The 13,827-nt window shown below is 44.2% G+C and carries 20 protein-coding genes; 17 read left to right on the top strand and 3 right to left on the bottom strand.

Annotated features, from left to right (window positions below; genetic code table 11):
* Window positions 1-394: 394 nt before the first annotated feature.
* The 3 genes from ACFVSO_RS09160 to ACFVSO_RS09170 form a co-directional block, all read right to left on the bottom strand.
* The gene (locus ACFVSO_RS09160; RefSeq protein ID WP_387472428.1) at window positions 395-1,033 is read right to left on the bottom strand and encodes an HNH endonuclease; all 639 of its coding nucleotides are present in this window, start codon (window positions 1,031-1,033) and stop codon (window positions 395-397) included.
* A gap of 797 nt (window positions 1,034-1,830) precedes the next feature.
* Window positions 1,831-2,049, bottom strand: coding sequence for a hypothetical protein (locus tag ACFVSO_RS09165; protein ID WP_387472430.1), 219 nt, complete (start codon window positions 2,047-2,049; stop codon window positions 1,831-1,833).
* Window positions 2,050-2,126: 77 nt separating this feature from the next.
* Window positions 2,127-3,008, bottom strand: a complete 882-nt coding sequence (locus ACFVSO_RS09170; RefSeq protein WP_387472432.1) for a helix-turn-helix domain-containing protein — start codon at window positions 3,006-3,008, stop codon at window positions 2,127-2,129.
* Window positions 3,009-3,257: 249 nt separating this feature from the next.
* Between ACFVSO_RS09170 and ACFVSO_RS09175 the strand changes: the two genes are divergently transcribed.
* The 17 genes from ACFVSO_RS09175 to loaP all read left to right on the top strand — a co-directional run bounded on the left by ACFVSO_RS09175 (window position 3,258) and on the right by loaP (window position 13,773).
* Entirely contained in the window at window positions 3,258-3,476 is a 219-nt protein-coding gene (locus ACFVSO_RS09175) for an XRE family transcriptional regulator (protein ID WP_387472434.1), read from the top strand.
* A gap of 62 nt (window positions 3,477-3,538) precedes the next feature.
* Window positions 3,539-3,835: a hypothetical protein gene (locus ACFVSO_RS09180; protein ID WP_387472437.1), complete on the top strand. Its 297-nt coding sequence runs from the start codon at window positions 3,539-3,541 to the stop codon at window positions 3,833-3,835.
* 177 nt (window positions 3,836-4,012) lie between these two features.
* Window positions 4,013-6,076, top strand: coding sequence for a Mu transposase C-terminal domain-containing protein (locus ACFVSO_RS09185; protein ID WP_387472440.1), 2,064 nt, complete (start codon window positions 4,013-4,015; stop codon window positions 6,074-6,076).
* Window positions 6,077-6,091: 15 nt separating this feature from the next.
* Window positions 6,092-7,045, top strand: a complete 954-nt coding sequence (locus tag ACFVSO_RS09190; protein ID WP_387472442.1) for an AAA family ATPase — start codon at window positions 6,092-6,094, stop codon at window positions 7,043-7,045.
* Window positions 7,046-7,058: 13 nt separating this feature from the next.
* On the top strand, window positions 7,059-7,490 hold the full coding sequence (locus ACFVSO_RS09195; RefSeq protein ID WP_387472445.1) for a hypothetical protein: 432 nt from the start codon (window positions 7,059-7,061) through the stop codon (window positions 7,488-7,490).
* A gap of 58 nt (window positions 7,491-7,548) precedes the next feature.
* Window positions 7,549-7,983, top strand: a complete 435-nt coding sequence (locus ACFVSO_RS09200; RefSeq protein WP_387472447.1) for a regulatory protein GemA — start codon at window positions 7,549-7,551, stop codon at window positions 7,981-7,983.
* Window positions 7,984-7,999: 16 nt separating this feature from the next.
* Entirely contained in the window at window positions 8,000-8,368 is a 369-nt protein-coding gene (locus ACFVSO_RS09205; RefSeq protein ID WP_387472449.1) for a hypothetical protein, read from the top strand.
* Window positions 8,256-9,104, top strand: a complete 849-nt coding sequence (locus ACFVSO_RS09210; protein WP_387472872.1) for an ATP-binding protein — start codon at window positions 8,256-8,258, stop codon at window positions 9,102-9,104. Before ACFVSO_RS09205 ends, ACFVSO_RS09210 begins: the two co-directional genes overlap by 113 nt.
* Entirely contained in the window at window positions 9,101-9,421 is a 321-nt protein-coding gene (locus ACFVSO_RS09215; RefSeq protein ID WP_387472451.1) for a hypothetical protein, read from the top strand. The genes ACFVSO_RS09210 and ACFVSO_RS09215 overlap by 4 nt, the downstream gene beginning before the upstream one ends.
* 534 nt (window positions 9,422-9,955) lie before the next feature.
* A complete protein-coding gene (locus tag ACFVSO_RS09220) occupies window positions 9,956-10,471 on the top strand; it encodes a hypothetical protein (protein WP_387472453.1) in 516 nt (171 codons plus the stop codon).
* On the top strand, window positions 10,458-11,189 hold the full coding sequence (locus ACFVSO_RS09225; protein WP_387472455.1) for a peptidoglycan recognition protein family protein: 732 nt from the start codon (window positions 10,458-10,460) through the stop codon (window positions 11,187-11,189). Before ACFVSO_RS09220 ends, ACFVSO_RS09225 begins: the two co-directional genes overlap by 14 nt.
* A gap of 39 nt (window positions 11,190-11,228) precedes the next feature.
* Window positions 11,229-11,543, top strand: a complete 315-nt coding sequence (locus tag ACFVSO_RS09230; RefSeq protein ID WP_387472457.1) for a Mor transcription activator family protein — start codon at window positions 11,229-11,231, stop codon at window positions 11,541-11,543.
* A gap of 125 nt (window positions 11,544-11,668) precedes the next feature.
* Window positions 11,669-12,124 (top strand): guanylate kinase, encoded by a 456-nt coding sequence (locus ACFVSO_RS09235; protein ID WP_387472459.1) that lies wholly within the window; start codon window positions 11,669-11,671, stop codon window positions 12,122-12,124.
* A 4-nt stretch (window positions 12,125-12,128) separates the two neighbouring features.
* A complete protein-coding gene (locus ACFVSO_RS09240) occupies window positions 12,129-12,392 on the top strand; it encodes a hypothetical protein (RefSeq protein ID WP_387472461.1) in 264 nt (87 codons plus the stop codon).
* On the top strand, window positions 12,393-12,710 hold the full coding sequence (locus tag ACFVSO_RS09245; protein ID WP_387472463.1) for a hypothetical protein: 318 nt from the start codon (window positions 12,393-12,395) through the stop codon (window positions 12,708-12,710).
* Window positions 12,710-13,279, top strand: a complete 570-nt coding sequence (locus tag ACFVSO_RS09250) for a phage protein Gp27 family protein (protein WP_387472465.1) — start codon at window positions 12,710-12,712, stop codon at window positions 13,277-13,279. Before ACFVSO_RS09245 ends, ACFVSO_RS09250 begins: the two co-directional genes overlap by 1 nt.
* Window positions 13,276-13,773: an antiterminator LoaP gene (gene loaP, locus ACFVSO_RS09255; protein WP_387472467.1), complete on the top strand. Its 498-nt coding sequence runs from the start codon at window positions 13,276-13,278 to the stop codon at window positions 13,771-13,773. The genes ACFVSO_RS09250 and loaP overlap by 4 nt, the downstream gene beginning before the upstream one ends.
* Window positions 13,774-13,827: the final 54 nt, after the last annotated feature.

Consider the following 13,827-nt stretch of genomic DNA (forward strand, 5'->3'; position numbering starts at 1 on the left):
GATTTGAGATCCATATCTTGTATCTTTGTCAAGACGGTTGGATGTACCAACCAAATAATAATACATGCTACGAGACAACTGAGCCAGCTGCAGCAATGATATGATTGGGTAATCATGCCTCTACTTCGGCTTGCAAGGCTTCTACAAACCCTTTACCTGGTGTTGACCTGTTTAATTCTTCTTTAATCGACGGCCCACTCTTTCTTTGATATAAGGGCGTCTACACCTTGAGTCTTAAACTCTTTTTTCCAGCGGGATAACTGATTATGTGTTGGAATATGAAAGATCGCAGCTGTTTTGTGAAGGGTCATTCCATAGTCAGTGTAGGGAAAATAATTCGTTCTCGGAGCTGAACATAGAATTTTCAATAATTTAAAATTATTTCTTTACTTGCTTAACTTAATTCATTTTCTGACGAAAAGATATTTAGTTCCTCAGGTATCTCGTTATTTTGTAAATTCTTATTTTCAACTTTCCCTAGAGGCATACTAACTTGAGTGAAGAATTTCATGAAAAATCCAAGCATAAAATCCTTCTGCAGCTCAAGCATATCATGATCAAATCCCCTCACAGCATTTCTGTGTCCTTCTATATCTAAATAGAGTACACGTTTTTGATTAGGACTGTCTGCTTGTGCTCGATTCAATAATTTCAATAAAATTTCTACAGTTGTTTCAAAATTCTCATGTTCATATACACAATGATATATTGCAAGTCCTTTTTCCTTTAACATATTAATATTATTAGGTTCTTCGTTTATCGGAGCTAAAACGTTTATGGCACCGCGGCTTCTTTTCTCCATCAATTCAAACCAGTGATCTCTCATTTGTTTGATTTGCTTACGTTTTTCAGGATTCCCACCAAAAAGATCATGGCATGAAGCACAGAGCGGCGCTGCATTCTCTAATGTATCATCTCCTCCCTCTGCCTGAGGTGTAATATGATGAATTTCAACAAATGGTTTATAGCAAATAACACAACGAAAGTTTGCCTTCTGTTTTGCTAATTTCTTCACTTTTTCTGAAAAGGCCATATTATATACACCTTCTTTACTATATCATTTTTGCCTTATATCACTTGTTTTATGACCCGTAAGAGAGTCTAGAACTCTGTTTATTTTATTTCTTTCATGGTACTTCAGCAGATAACGATTCGTGTATCCACAGTCCACAGTATCTATTCTAGTAAACTACTTCTGGGAACAACGACGAATCCACGATGCCTGAATTTGGCGCCCTAGAATGTCAGTGACTAGAGAGAATTAGTTAGACGTTAATTTGTTCTTTATTTTCATTGCTTTTTTTGCGAATTCTGTACACTCTCAGAATAAATGACAAAAGAGAGATAACCAAAAAAGAAGTGGGAAATGCCGAGAAAGGCTGATACAACAAGGGTTTAGGTGGGACAGACTGAAAAACTGTTGTCAGTTGTGGTGAGAAGATTCAAAAAAAGATAAAAACGCCAAAAAAGCCCGAAACACCTTGATATACAAGAGGTTTCAGGCTTTTTATGTATTTCATGAACAGAATGATTAATACTTTGGATCGAAAAAAAACGGCAAACGTGCTAACACTACGTTAAAAATGCGTTAATAGTAACCGTGATAAATTCTTTACTTTATATAAAGCCAGCAATATCAAGGTGTTTCAGGTTTAACATCCTATTGAATTAATCACGTATTGTATCTTATATCGTGCAAAAAAGGCTTGTAAAACGTGAATTACAATGGGACAAACATGAATTATTGCATAAAAGCCGTCCCATTGCCGTAAATATGCGGCATCTCGGCGATTTTGAACACTAAAGAGTGCTCGAAACCAAAGGGACAGATTACTGAAGCTTTTTCCCCCGTAAAGTTTCTAACAATCTGACAGCAGCTCCGAATAAAAGAATAAGGGCTAGAATCGAAACTATCGCTTTTCCCCACCATGAAAACTGCCAAAGTGCAGCGCCAAGAATAACAAGTGCTGCATATGCAATTAGATTCTTGATTTCATTACGGAATATGATAACAACGATTAATAATGCGATTCCCAGGATAATTAGCATTACGTAATTACTCCCCTCAGTGAATATTTATGTTGGTAGTACTTTTATTTTACTACAAAAATGTGGAAGAAACGACATTAAAATAGCTCTTCACGGATTAATTCTCTGCCTAAATCTCTTGGTATGCGGTATATGAATTTTCCGATTACTTGAACCTTTGAAGCGGGAACTATACGTTCTGGATGCGATGCATTAGAAGAAAGCAAAGCAAGCTCATCGTTTGACTGATAAATGCGTTTTAAAGTCATCTCTTCATCGTTTATTTTTAATAATGCAATATCCTTGCTTTCAACAGAAGGCTGTTGTCTTATAACAACAAAGTCCCCGCTTTCAATTCCATCTCCAGTCATGCTATCCCCATCCACTTCCATGACAAAGCAAGTCCCCTTTGTATAAATTTTAGGAACTGGCATATAACCATGAATGAATTCATAATAAGTTTTCCCGATCCCCGCAGCGGTCTTGCCTACTAAAGGTACTGGTCGCACTTCTTCGAGTTCTTCATCATCTTTCGATTTATCGGATTCCTTATTAACTATACTTGATGATTCATCATTTAAACGTGTACTTTCTTTGGCATTCATTGCAGCATCAATATGATTCCTATGGGAAATTGCAAGGTCAATGTAACGCTTTATGAAACTTTGATCGATTTCATCCAATTTAGCTATTAAAGAATCAATATGGGAAACTACTTCCCTTTTTTCATCAAAAAAAAGAGCTTGCTGCGAAGCTGCGCTCTTAGGTGTCTGTCCATCAAGTAGTTCGTCAATTGAAATTTCAAATGCTTTGCAAATGCTATGAATGCTCTCAAATGCTACCGATACATTGCCATTTTCAATCTTGCTCACTGCACTCTTGGTAAGTCCAGCATTGTCTGCAAGTACCTCTTGATTCCAACCGCGAAGTGAACGTTGTTCTTTGACTCGATCCCCAACTAACTTGCGCAAACTACTCATAAGAAACACAACCTCTCTAATAGAGCAATATAAGAAACAATACTATGAAAAAACAACGGAAAAACGGCATATTTATTCCCATAGGAAACTTTTCGAATCCATTATTGTTTCCTATGGGATATTTGTTGTTGACATGATTCCTATAGGAAACTATAATGTGGCTATGGGAGGTAGATTCCCATAGGAAATTATATAGCATTTTATTCATTCTGGCTATGACTAAGATTGTCGAAAAAGGAGGGGAAGATATTGGCACGTAAAAGGCCAATCACATCTCTGGGATGGCAAATTAAACAACGGTTGGCTGCTCTTCGGATGGATCAACGCGAGTTTTGTAAGAAATATGAAATCCCGGAGAATCGACTAGCTGACATCATGACTGGCGCTCGCAAGGCTGTTAAACAAACGGAGAAAGTTAAAGCTTTACTTGGCATCACGGACGAACAGGCAGATCAGCAAGCTCTATAGGAAATATTCAAATGATTTATATGGTGTTCATTGAAAACTAAATCGAGAAGGTGGAATGTATTTTGGACCCAAAATCCCCCAAAGCCGTTGGAGTTAATCCCGAACGCATTGATATTGGCACGCGCATGCAGCTCATTCAAGGGGCAGCAACACAATATGAAGCTGCACATGAAATTGAAACGTATCTGGCTCAAATCAAGATACTGGACCAACAAATCGCTGCCATGGAGGAACAAGCCAAAGCAGCAGTTATTGAGAAAGAACGCTGGAACGCCGTGTTCAACACAATGATGATGGAGCTTCGCCGTTGTTACGATGAACACAATAAATTAGTTGAGAAAATCGCTTCAAAGAATTAAGCATCAAGATCAATTGATTGTGATAAATGAAGCAAGACGGAGGAGAACAAATGATTAATTGCATAGAAAAGGGAGCAAATCACCCCCAAGTGACTGCCCCCTAGCAATGAATCATTGGCTAAGATGATTCCCCTCAATTGTATCATTCCAGTCAACGTCTTGGGAAGGAGGAGCAGCTTGACAGAACTATATGTATCGCTTGAAGAAGCTGCCAGATTTGAGGGTACAAGCTATGATGCAATGAAAAAGAAAATCCAAAGAAACTCGCATGCTTATATAACCAAAACACAACCATCTCTTAATGGTGGCAAAGATCGGGTAATGATTGCCGTTTCATCTTTGAGTAAAAAGGCCAAGCGGTCATTTAAAGAAGCAAATAGCATTAATGACTACGGTATTGAGGAACGTGCAGGTGAAGAAATTCCCTGGTACATCGATCTGGACTTAGATGGATATATCAAGAAGCACGGCGGTCGATATTATGAGGCGGTCGAATTATCAAAAAGTATTCAAGAGTTCCTTAATTACGCAGACCGCGACCGTACCGGGTTTGCGGCTGAGTTTGCGGCAGAGTTAGGCATGAGCCAGCGAACACTCTATCGGCACTCACAAGCTTATCTAGAAGCAAGTGCTTGGTCCATGAAGCTTGGCAAGCAGGATAGCAGGAATTATGACTATTTCAAGATTCTAGCGCTATGCCGCAAACCAAAAGAAAGCTTTACGTTCCCTTCATTATCTGATGAAGCCAAGGTTTTCATTGAAAATCTATGGTTCGATACTCGCTTTGCAGCGAACAAAGGAACCATAGACATGTTATACAGCAAGCTTAGTCAAGTGGCTTCGGCAAACGGTTGGGATTATCCATCCTATCAAACAGTTGCTCGCTATATCTCATATTTGATGGATGTCAAACGTTTGAAGAACGCTCATTATCTCGCTGAATACGGAGATCGTGCCTATCGAAACAAGAAGATGCGCAAGGGATCGCAAGATGCAATGTCCGTTCCAGTTATGGGGCTTGTACAAGGCGACGTACATACCATGGACATTTGGGTACAGTACAGGCACCCGAACGGCAAGGTCACAGCAGTTAAGCCGAATTTGGTGGCGTGGATCGACACGCGAAGCCGCTGCATCGTTGGAGATATCATTTGCTTGACTGCCAATTCCCAAACTATCAAACAGTCTATTATTAACATGGTTTATAACGAAGTCGGCGGTGTCCCGGAGTGGCTTAAGATCGATAACGGGAAGGAATTTACCGCCGAGACGCTTACAGGCCGCAGCCGCAAGGAGCGCATCAGCCTTGACAGTGAAGCAACGGGTTTTTATCGCTCCATTGGCATTAAGGATGATTTCCGTAGCTTGCCCTATCAACCATGGGGTAAAGCCATAATCGAAAGATTCTTCCTGACACTGATTAACCGATTTGAAAAGTGGCTGAACAGCTACACGGGCACTTTAACTGGCTCGCGGACTGCCGGGAAGGTCAAGAAGAATATCCCTGGCATGCTGGAACGTGGTGAACTGATCAGCTTGGACGAACTTTATACGCTATGGAAGCAATTCCGCGATGAAGAATACCATACCCGCAAACACAGTGGGTTAAAGAGTCAAGGCGAACAGTGGCATACCCCGCTAGAGGTCTTCCAAAATGCTGATCGCTACTATAAGGCGGTACCGCCAAGGTCCTTCGCCGCAACTATGCTTATGCGAGCTGAAGAAAACGTCAGAGTCTATCAGGTTGGCATTAAGCGATTTGGGTATGAGTACCGTGCATCTGAACTGGATAGCTACATTGACGATCATGTGGATATCAAATGGGATGAGAACGATGTCACGAGGCTGTATGTGTATGATCGGATAACTGGCAATAAAATTTGTGAAGCGGAAAGCCAAGAGCTGCTTAGAATCGCACCTCGTATACCGCAAAAAGCTCTTGAAGAACATAAGCGCAGTCAAAGTCAACAGATCAAGGCTGATCGCGAACGGTTGAAAGAGCTGACCACCCCACTGGAAGAACGTGTCGGACAACATTTGAATGCTCAGGATAACGTTGCTGGATTCTTTATCCAAGGTGAAACCAAACGAAGATCGTCTAAAGTGGTGGCCCTACCATCAGACAAACAATATAAGGAAGAGACACGCAGCAAAAAAGCCCGCCCTGTTGCGGCTGTAGAGAATGATTACTATCAAAAACGTGCCGAGAAAGCTTTAGCTAAGCTTCAAGAACTCGGCTAATGGAGGGGTATTTCAATGGCAGTAGAAGCGACGAAACTATATACCGTTAAGGCAGATACCGCGAGCCGAATTGAGGCAGTCATAAAAGAAACTGGCAAGACGATTACAGAAGTTGCAAAGGAGATGAACATCTCACGCACGGCACTATCACGCTATTTGTCTGGCAGCTACAACGCAGAGAACTCCAAGATCGAACCTGCTGCATTAGAATTTCTGTCCCAATACGGCCAAGACGCTAATCCTAATGCCGCTACGGTTCCATTAGTCGCGCCGAACTTTTACGTGGGGCGTGATGCTCGCGATATCGTAGGTCTATGCGGCGAATGCCAAGACCATGGAAAGCTGGGCATTGTGACAGGTAAGACCGGGTACGGAAAAAGCCACTCACTCCGTCATTATGCCAAAATGTCCAAGGTCGTCTATGTGGAATGTGATGATTCGATGGGATGCAAAGACTTGATTGACGCTATCGAAGATGCACTTGGCATTCCTTCAACGCCTGGCAGCATCTACCGCAAGAAACAAGGCATCATTTCATTTTTTAATGTGAATCGCGGCTATCTGTTGATTGTAGATGAGGCAGACAAGCTGATTAATAAGTACACCCAAAAGAAAATGGAAATCCTCCGATCCATCTATGGTACGGGCCGGGTCGGGCTGGTCATTGCGGGGGAACCAAGGCTGGAGACGCTGATTAAAGGCTACTTGGAGCGGTTTGCGAATCGAGTTGATGCCAGGACTGCTTTGATTGGTCTAACAGAGAAGGAAGTCCGCGATTATCTCAATGGATTTCCGTTCGAGGCAGACGCCATCGAAGAAATGATTGTGCGCGGTACGAACAGTAAGTCGGGATGCTTCAGGCTGCTTGCCAGAACATTAGATAATGCTTTGCGTGTCCATCGAGAAGATGGCGGTGCTACCATAACCGTCAACACGATCCTGAAGGCCAGCAGCATGATGATGCTATAAGGAGGCGAATGCAATGTTTAAATTTGGCCTATGTGAGCTGGAGCTGCTTCGGGATGAACTCGATATTTTAAAGGCAGCACTACGCTACCGATCACAAGAAGCTTCAAGAAAAAGAAACGAGCAGCTTGCGGATCGGTTGGGTCCTATAGGACTCTATCAGTTTAATATTCACGACTTGTCCTTCTTCTATGTTGCCCTGACTGAGTTCTCTGTCATGGCAGAATCCATTGGACACGAAATAATAGCCCTTAGATGCAAGCAGCTCGCGGAGATCATTCAAGTCAAATGGATGACTCTTGATGCCCTGTTTGAAGATGCTAGAGAGGCTGCAAGGGACATCCTACAACGCCTCCCTCAATCTATTACATCCAGTGAAACCCTATCACTGATGCTTTCCCACGTTTTTGAAAGGCAGAGTGAGCTAGACCCTCTTCGCCCACCCTGAAGGGTCAATGATCCATAGAACGTAGATTCGACAAATACAAACTTGGAGGTAAACACATATGAGCAAAGGCCAAGAGAAGCGGACTCAGGAACAAAACCGCAAAATATGGGCCTTGGCTGGCGAGTTGGGATTGGACGAAGGTCTGCTGAGAGATGTTGTTGAACGACTCACAGCACAGCGAAGTACATCCACCCTATCCCGAACACAGGCCGCAAGGCTCATTGATGAATTGGAGTTTATGAGCGGAAAAGGACCAGCACCTGCGACAGAGGTTCGCCGCCCAGGTATGGCAACGCCAGAGCAATTGCATTTAATCCGTGAGCTGGAGCAGGCATTGGGATGGGCTAAAGAACCTAAACGCTTACAGGGCTTTATGCGGCGATGCTGCAAAGGTGTTATACGCCTGGAATGGTTAGCGTACAAGCAAGCACAATCCTTGATTGAATCGTTAAAGGGTTTCAAGAAATCGCAAGAGCGCCAACAACATGGATGAAAGGAGATCATTGCCTATGGCAGAGCAAGAACGGTACTCACCAGAGCAACAACAAGTCATTGATTCGTATTGGGATACGATTCGTTTCACCCGGTCTACTGGAAAAATATCGAATGCCATCAAACAGCGCGAACAAGATTACTGGTCTAAATACGACCCGGAGCTTGTGATTCGGGCGCTAAACATACACATCGAAAAGTACCCCAATATCAAAGAAAACTACACTAGAGGTATTTTGCGCAATTTGAAAGGAGGAAGCATAAATGCAGGGGATCGGGGAAGCCTTGCTCCCGCTACTCGACCTTTTCAGGGAAAGAGCAGCCCAGGCAAGCGCGACACAGCCGCCGAAGAAGCCTTCAGACGACGCCTCGGCGGGCGCCTATAGCTGTCCACAGTGTAAAGATGAAGGCATTATCTTTGTAGCCGAGCAAAACGTTGCTCATCCTTGCCCATGTATGGAACAGAAGAAGCTGCAAAGGGTCATGAAATCTACGAATATCAGCACGGATGCGATTTACAAAACATTTGAGTCTTTTAATCTGAAGGGTGCTGATCCGCGAGTGGTCAAGGCGCACACTCTGGCGAAGGAATACTCTGACGGACTCATAGCCCGAGTAAAGAGCGGTCAAGGATTAGTAAACGTCCCATGGTTCGGGCTGGTGGGAACAGCGGGCAGCGGCAAAACACATCTTGCAACGGCGATAGTCGAGCCGCTGTTGGGTCTTGGCATCAATCCATTGTTCTTTAATTGGGTGCAGAGCTTTACGGAATGGATGGCCTATTATAATGCCGATGAAGCGCACAAGGTCGAAGAGATTCGGCAAAGGATATACAACTGTGAGCTGCTCATAATTGATGACGTGTGTAAAGAGAGTCAAAAGGATACTTGGGTCAGGGAGTTTTATGGCATTGTCGATTACCGCTATCGAAAGCGCCTCCCTATTATCTATACAAGTGAGTATTATTCAGAGTTGATTGGATACCTGTCTAAAGCGACAACGGGCCGATTGTTGGAGCGGACGATTAGTTCAAAGGGGAAAAAATTCTTTGCCACGATGCTAACAGAAGATGGTGAAGACCCCCTTGCACTAGATTATCGTTTGAAGAATTGGGAGCTATGAAGATAGCGGTAATGAACGAAGCTTCTGGATCAGCTCATGTCGTTGCTGATCGCCGCCGCTATCTCTATGACTTATGTGACGCTCTTTACCTTCAACGCCGTTCTATCCGATGGAGTCCTGATTTGCATTGTCATATCTTAATCATTAAACCAGACGACAGGCAGCTACTTCGAAAAATTCTCAACGAAAATGACAAAGGAGAATACCATGAGCCGAATCATTCGCAGAATCATTCGCCCAACGATCAGGGATGCAAGCTTTCTCTTCGCTATGAGAGAAATAGATCGAAAAATCAATCAATTGCGCTTGGACATTAAGAAGCGTCAAATGCGCATGATGGAAAGTAGGCCGCTGGCCTTTCGAAAAGAGAGAAGCCAGGCTAAAAAATGGCGGCGCTGGCGGCGCAAAAGGAGGCGTTAGTTGTGGGTTATCCTATGCCTATACGGGAAAAAGAAAATCGGTCATACGGATCGGGGCCAGTTGAAACTCGGACATTAACCCCGGAGGAACTGGATATATTGCGTGAGCGGGAAGTGAAGCCCGCACGGACGACAGATGGGCAGCTCATTAAAAAGCCTATACGGTTTGGGGAACGAACGAAACGAGAGGCGTCAAATGGGACGGAAAAGTAATAATCAAAACCCTGTAGTCGTTGCCGCTCCTCGTGATCCACACAAGTGCTTTATACTCTTCCCTGCCGCCCATTTAACGGCTGCTAATATGACCGTATGTCTACAAAGCCTATTAAGTCAAATACAGCAACAAGTGACTACACGCGAGGTAGATTCGATTGATTACGATTCATTCTCGCGCAAACTATCCATTCATTTTAAACCAGGAGGAACGCATTCATGATTCAAGAAACATTTGCTTCAAGTCAAGAAGACGACGAACTGGATCAGCCTAAAGGAAATAAATTCAGTTGGCGGGATCGAGTAGGCTGTGTTGAAGCTATCGCCCTTATCTGTGATGACAACGGAGGAAAGTTTGACCAGGCGATTCGGGGTGTGCGGCTGGCGGTCTATGCGTATAACGTCAAGCGCATGCCAGTCAAGCAACGCAATCAATTACGACGTGACACAATGAAGCGGCTAAAAGATATTCGTCATATGAGAGAGTCAGCAAGAATCGGAGATGTCGTTCGAGTACCCAAACTTATTGATAACCCCCTTATTGGAGGATACAAGAAAGAAGGGCGTAAACTGGTAGATGCCATTATATTAGATCGAACACAGATATCATCAGCCTATCGTTACCGTGTAAAACGCCTCGATGATAATCAGATTCAGATTGGCAACGGCCATATGATAAAAGCCATTGTAAGCCGCGCAAACGAAAGCGAAGGTGTAGAACATGAGAATCATTGATCTAAGAGGAAAGCTTCCAGTACATGCCACATACAAATATAAGACTCGAAAGCTGTCGGACATTCGTTCCTTTGCCATACATCATTCACTTACTTTCTCTGGCAGTGCTGAAGCATTTGCACGTTATCATGTTACGACAAATGCTTGGCCTGGCATTGGGTACACTTACGTTGTCGGTAGGGATGGCACAGTCTATCAATGTTGGGATCATACAGTTGTTAGCTACCATGTTGGAAACAGTAATAAGCATGCGTTAGGCATTTGCTTGGTGGGTGACTTCAGGACGCAGCTTCCCACCCAGGAACAATATGCGGCGGCACTTGAACTGGTTCGCTGGTTACGTCAGCAGCTACCGAATGCAACCAACGTACTTGGTCATAGTGAATACCCTGATTATGCATGGAAAGCTTGCCCGGTCATCAGCATGACGGACTTTAGAAAGAACATCGACAAAAAACAGGAGGATGACAAAATGACAGCAGCCGAAGCAAAAGCATTTGCTGAACTACAACAAACCGTACGCAGCCAAAAAGACCAATTAGAGGCTCAATCAAATGCTCTGAAAGCAGCTACTGAGAGAATCGAAGCTCCCAAGTGGTTCGTGGAGGAATTTGGGGGCAACGTTGAAAAGTTGATTCACGAGCCAACCTTCTCAAAAGAAGGATGGCGAACGTTGGCCGTTGCTCTTCGCGCACAGAGTCAACTTCAATTTGGTTGACATATTTGAAAATCTGTTATAATGGGAGGTGCTTCTCCGTTGGAGGATTGGATCAAAGAGCTGACAACGGATACGATCCCGGAGCGATACCGTCCGATTGCAGAATTGATTGGTCTGGAAAACCTCATTAAGCTGGCTGACTATTCTAGTGGGGATACCTTATATATTCCGACATCAGAATTTTTCTTACGGCCTATACGAGATCAACGCATACGGGATGATTATCGCGGCAGCAATTCCCACGACCTCGCAAAGAAGTACAATTTAAGCGAGCGGCGCATTCGAGAAATATGCGAAGGCGTAAGACCAACACCGGATTGGGACGAAGACGAAAACCAGCTCAAACTATTCTAAAGTCGGGGCCAAATAGCGGGTTTCCCCGTCTAAAATGAAAAAATGAAATGTTATAAGCTACCATTATGACGAAAGTCAGATGGTAGCTTTTTTGCATTTCAAAACAACTAAAGGGAGTGGATTACATGCAAGAAACTGTAAATGAAACATTGCTTAATTTGGTATTGGCGGTGGTGACGCTGCTTGCCTCGTATGGCCTCTTTTACATCAGAAAAGGGATCGATAAGCTGAAGGTTGAGACGGCCAAAATTGAATCGGATGATCAGCGCCAATTGATCCAGGATGCTATAACTCGACTGGATGATATCGCCAGCAAAACGGTGATGACGATTGAACAAACAACGGCCAAGGAGCTAAGGCGAGCGGTTAAACTCGGCGAGGTTGATCCGAAGCGGCTCAAAAATCTATTCCATACCGCCTATGCCGACATCATCAAGACGATAGAACCTCAATATTATATCGCCCTGCGGGATTCAATCGGCGATCTTGACAAGTACATCACAAGCACGATTGAGGCTAAGGTTCTTGAAATGAAGCAAAATGCCGTTGTTACCGAAGTGTTGGAGCTGCGAGGGGGTTAAGGCTGTGACTGTAGAATGGGCAATTCAAACGGCCATCCTTCTAGGCATTGGCGCATTAGCTTGGTTTATGAAAAATGCAATGGCCGACATCGGCAATAAGATATCAACTGTATCAAAGCGCGTGGATGATTTGGAGAAGGAACTCGGAGATTTGAAGCACGACCTCCCCTTTATTTACACGACCCGCGAGGATTTTATCCGCATGATGAACAACGTGGATAATAAGCTGGATAAGATACACGACAAAATGCTAGGAGGTGGCAGATAGATGGATGAACAAACTTATCACGGTGTACAGCATAACAAGGCTGTGCGTGGCTATATCATGCGTAGCTTGGTCAAAGGGAACAACAATTCCCTGCTGTGTCGCCAGCTTGTAAACGTCATGGTCAGCGATGGAATCATCATCTCCCCTGACATTTCCAAGCATCTCGACTACTTGAAGAATAAAGGCTACATCGAGTATACGAATGATCGAATTACTTCATATAACGCCTACACCAACGATGCGGTAATCCGCTTGACGGTAAACGGAATCGATTTGCTCGAAGGATCATCGCCTGATGATCCGGGAGTTGCGATCTAATGGGCGACCAGCACAAGAAACGGCGTGTACGGTCGAAAGTCGACGAGCTGCCTGTCCATATGAAGGATCAGGTCGATACAATGCTGCTTGACACGAAATACACTTATTATGAAATCGCGGAATTTTTATGGGACCAAGGCTTTGAGGTATCGAAAAGCTCTATCGGCCGTTATGCACTTCGAGTTGGCCGAGCAACGCAGCGCCTTCGTGAAGCCCAAGAACAAACTAAAGCACTGATCGAGCTGGTTAAACAAAACCCGGAAGCGGACTACACCGAAGGTGCTCTTCAGATCATGGCGGGTGAGTTGACAAAGAAGTTCGCCCAGGCTCAGGAAGAATGGGACGACATGCCGCTGGATAAAGCAGCTAGAGTCATGGTGTCACTGTCTCGCACGAAGATATACAAAGATAAATTGAAAGCCGACTTAGCCGAGAAGACGAAAGTCGCGCTTGAAGCATTTAAAAAAGAAGTCTATGCAGAGCTTGAAGGTGTCGAGCCGGAGCTGTGCGAGCGGCTTATACAGGTTGCAGATCGCGTGGCCGAACGATTGGAGGACGATGAAACATGAGATGGTATGTGCTCCATGTCCTCAGTGGTCAGGAATTGAAGGTTCAGCGATATCATGAAAAGCGAACGCCAGAGCTGAAGACACTGGTCCCCTGCCGAATTGTGAATGAAAGAAAAAACGGCGTCCAAAAGACAGTCAAACGGATACTTTTTCCGGGATATGTGTTCGTCCAGGTGGATTTAACACCTGAGAGCTATTACAAGGCCATTGCTCCTGAAGGAGTAATTTCATTCTTAGGTCGGCCCACTCCCTCCCCGGTTCCCCCGCATGAGATGGCTAATGTCCTTCGACTGTGTTCAGAAAGTGAGCTAGTCGGTACATCTAAGGTTACTGACGGGGATAAAGTCAAAATCATTAGCGGACCACTGAAAGACTTTGAGGGACAGATTATCAAGGTAGATCGCCGAAAAGGACGTGCGCGAGTACGCATGACATTATTCGGCCAGGAGAAAGACGTTGATTTTGGAATCGAATTGTTACAAGCACCGGAATGAAGCAGCACCTTGTTTCGGCAGGGCCGTGTACCACCGGGAACATATGGAAGCTTA

It is taken from the genome of Paenibacillus sp. NPDC057967 (assembly GCF_042887015.1).
In the GTDB taxonomy this organism is placed as follows: Bacteria; Bacillota; Bacilli; order Paenibacillales; family Paenibacillaceae; genus Pristimantibacillus.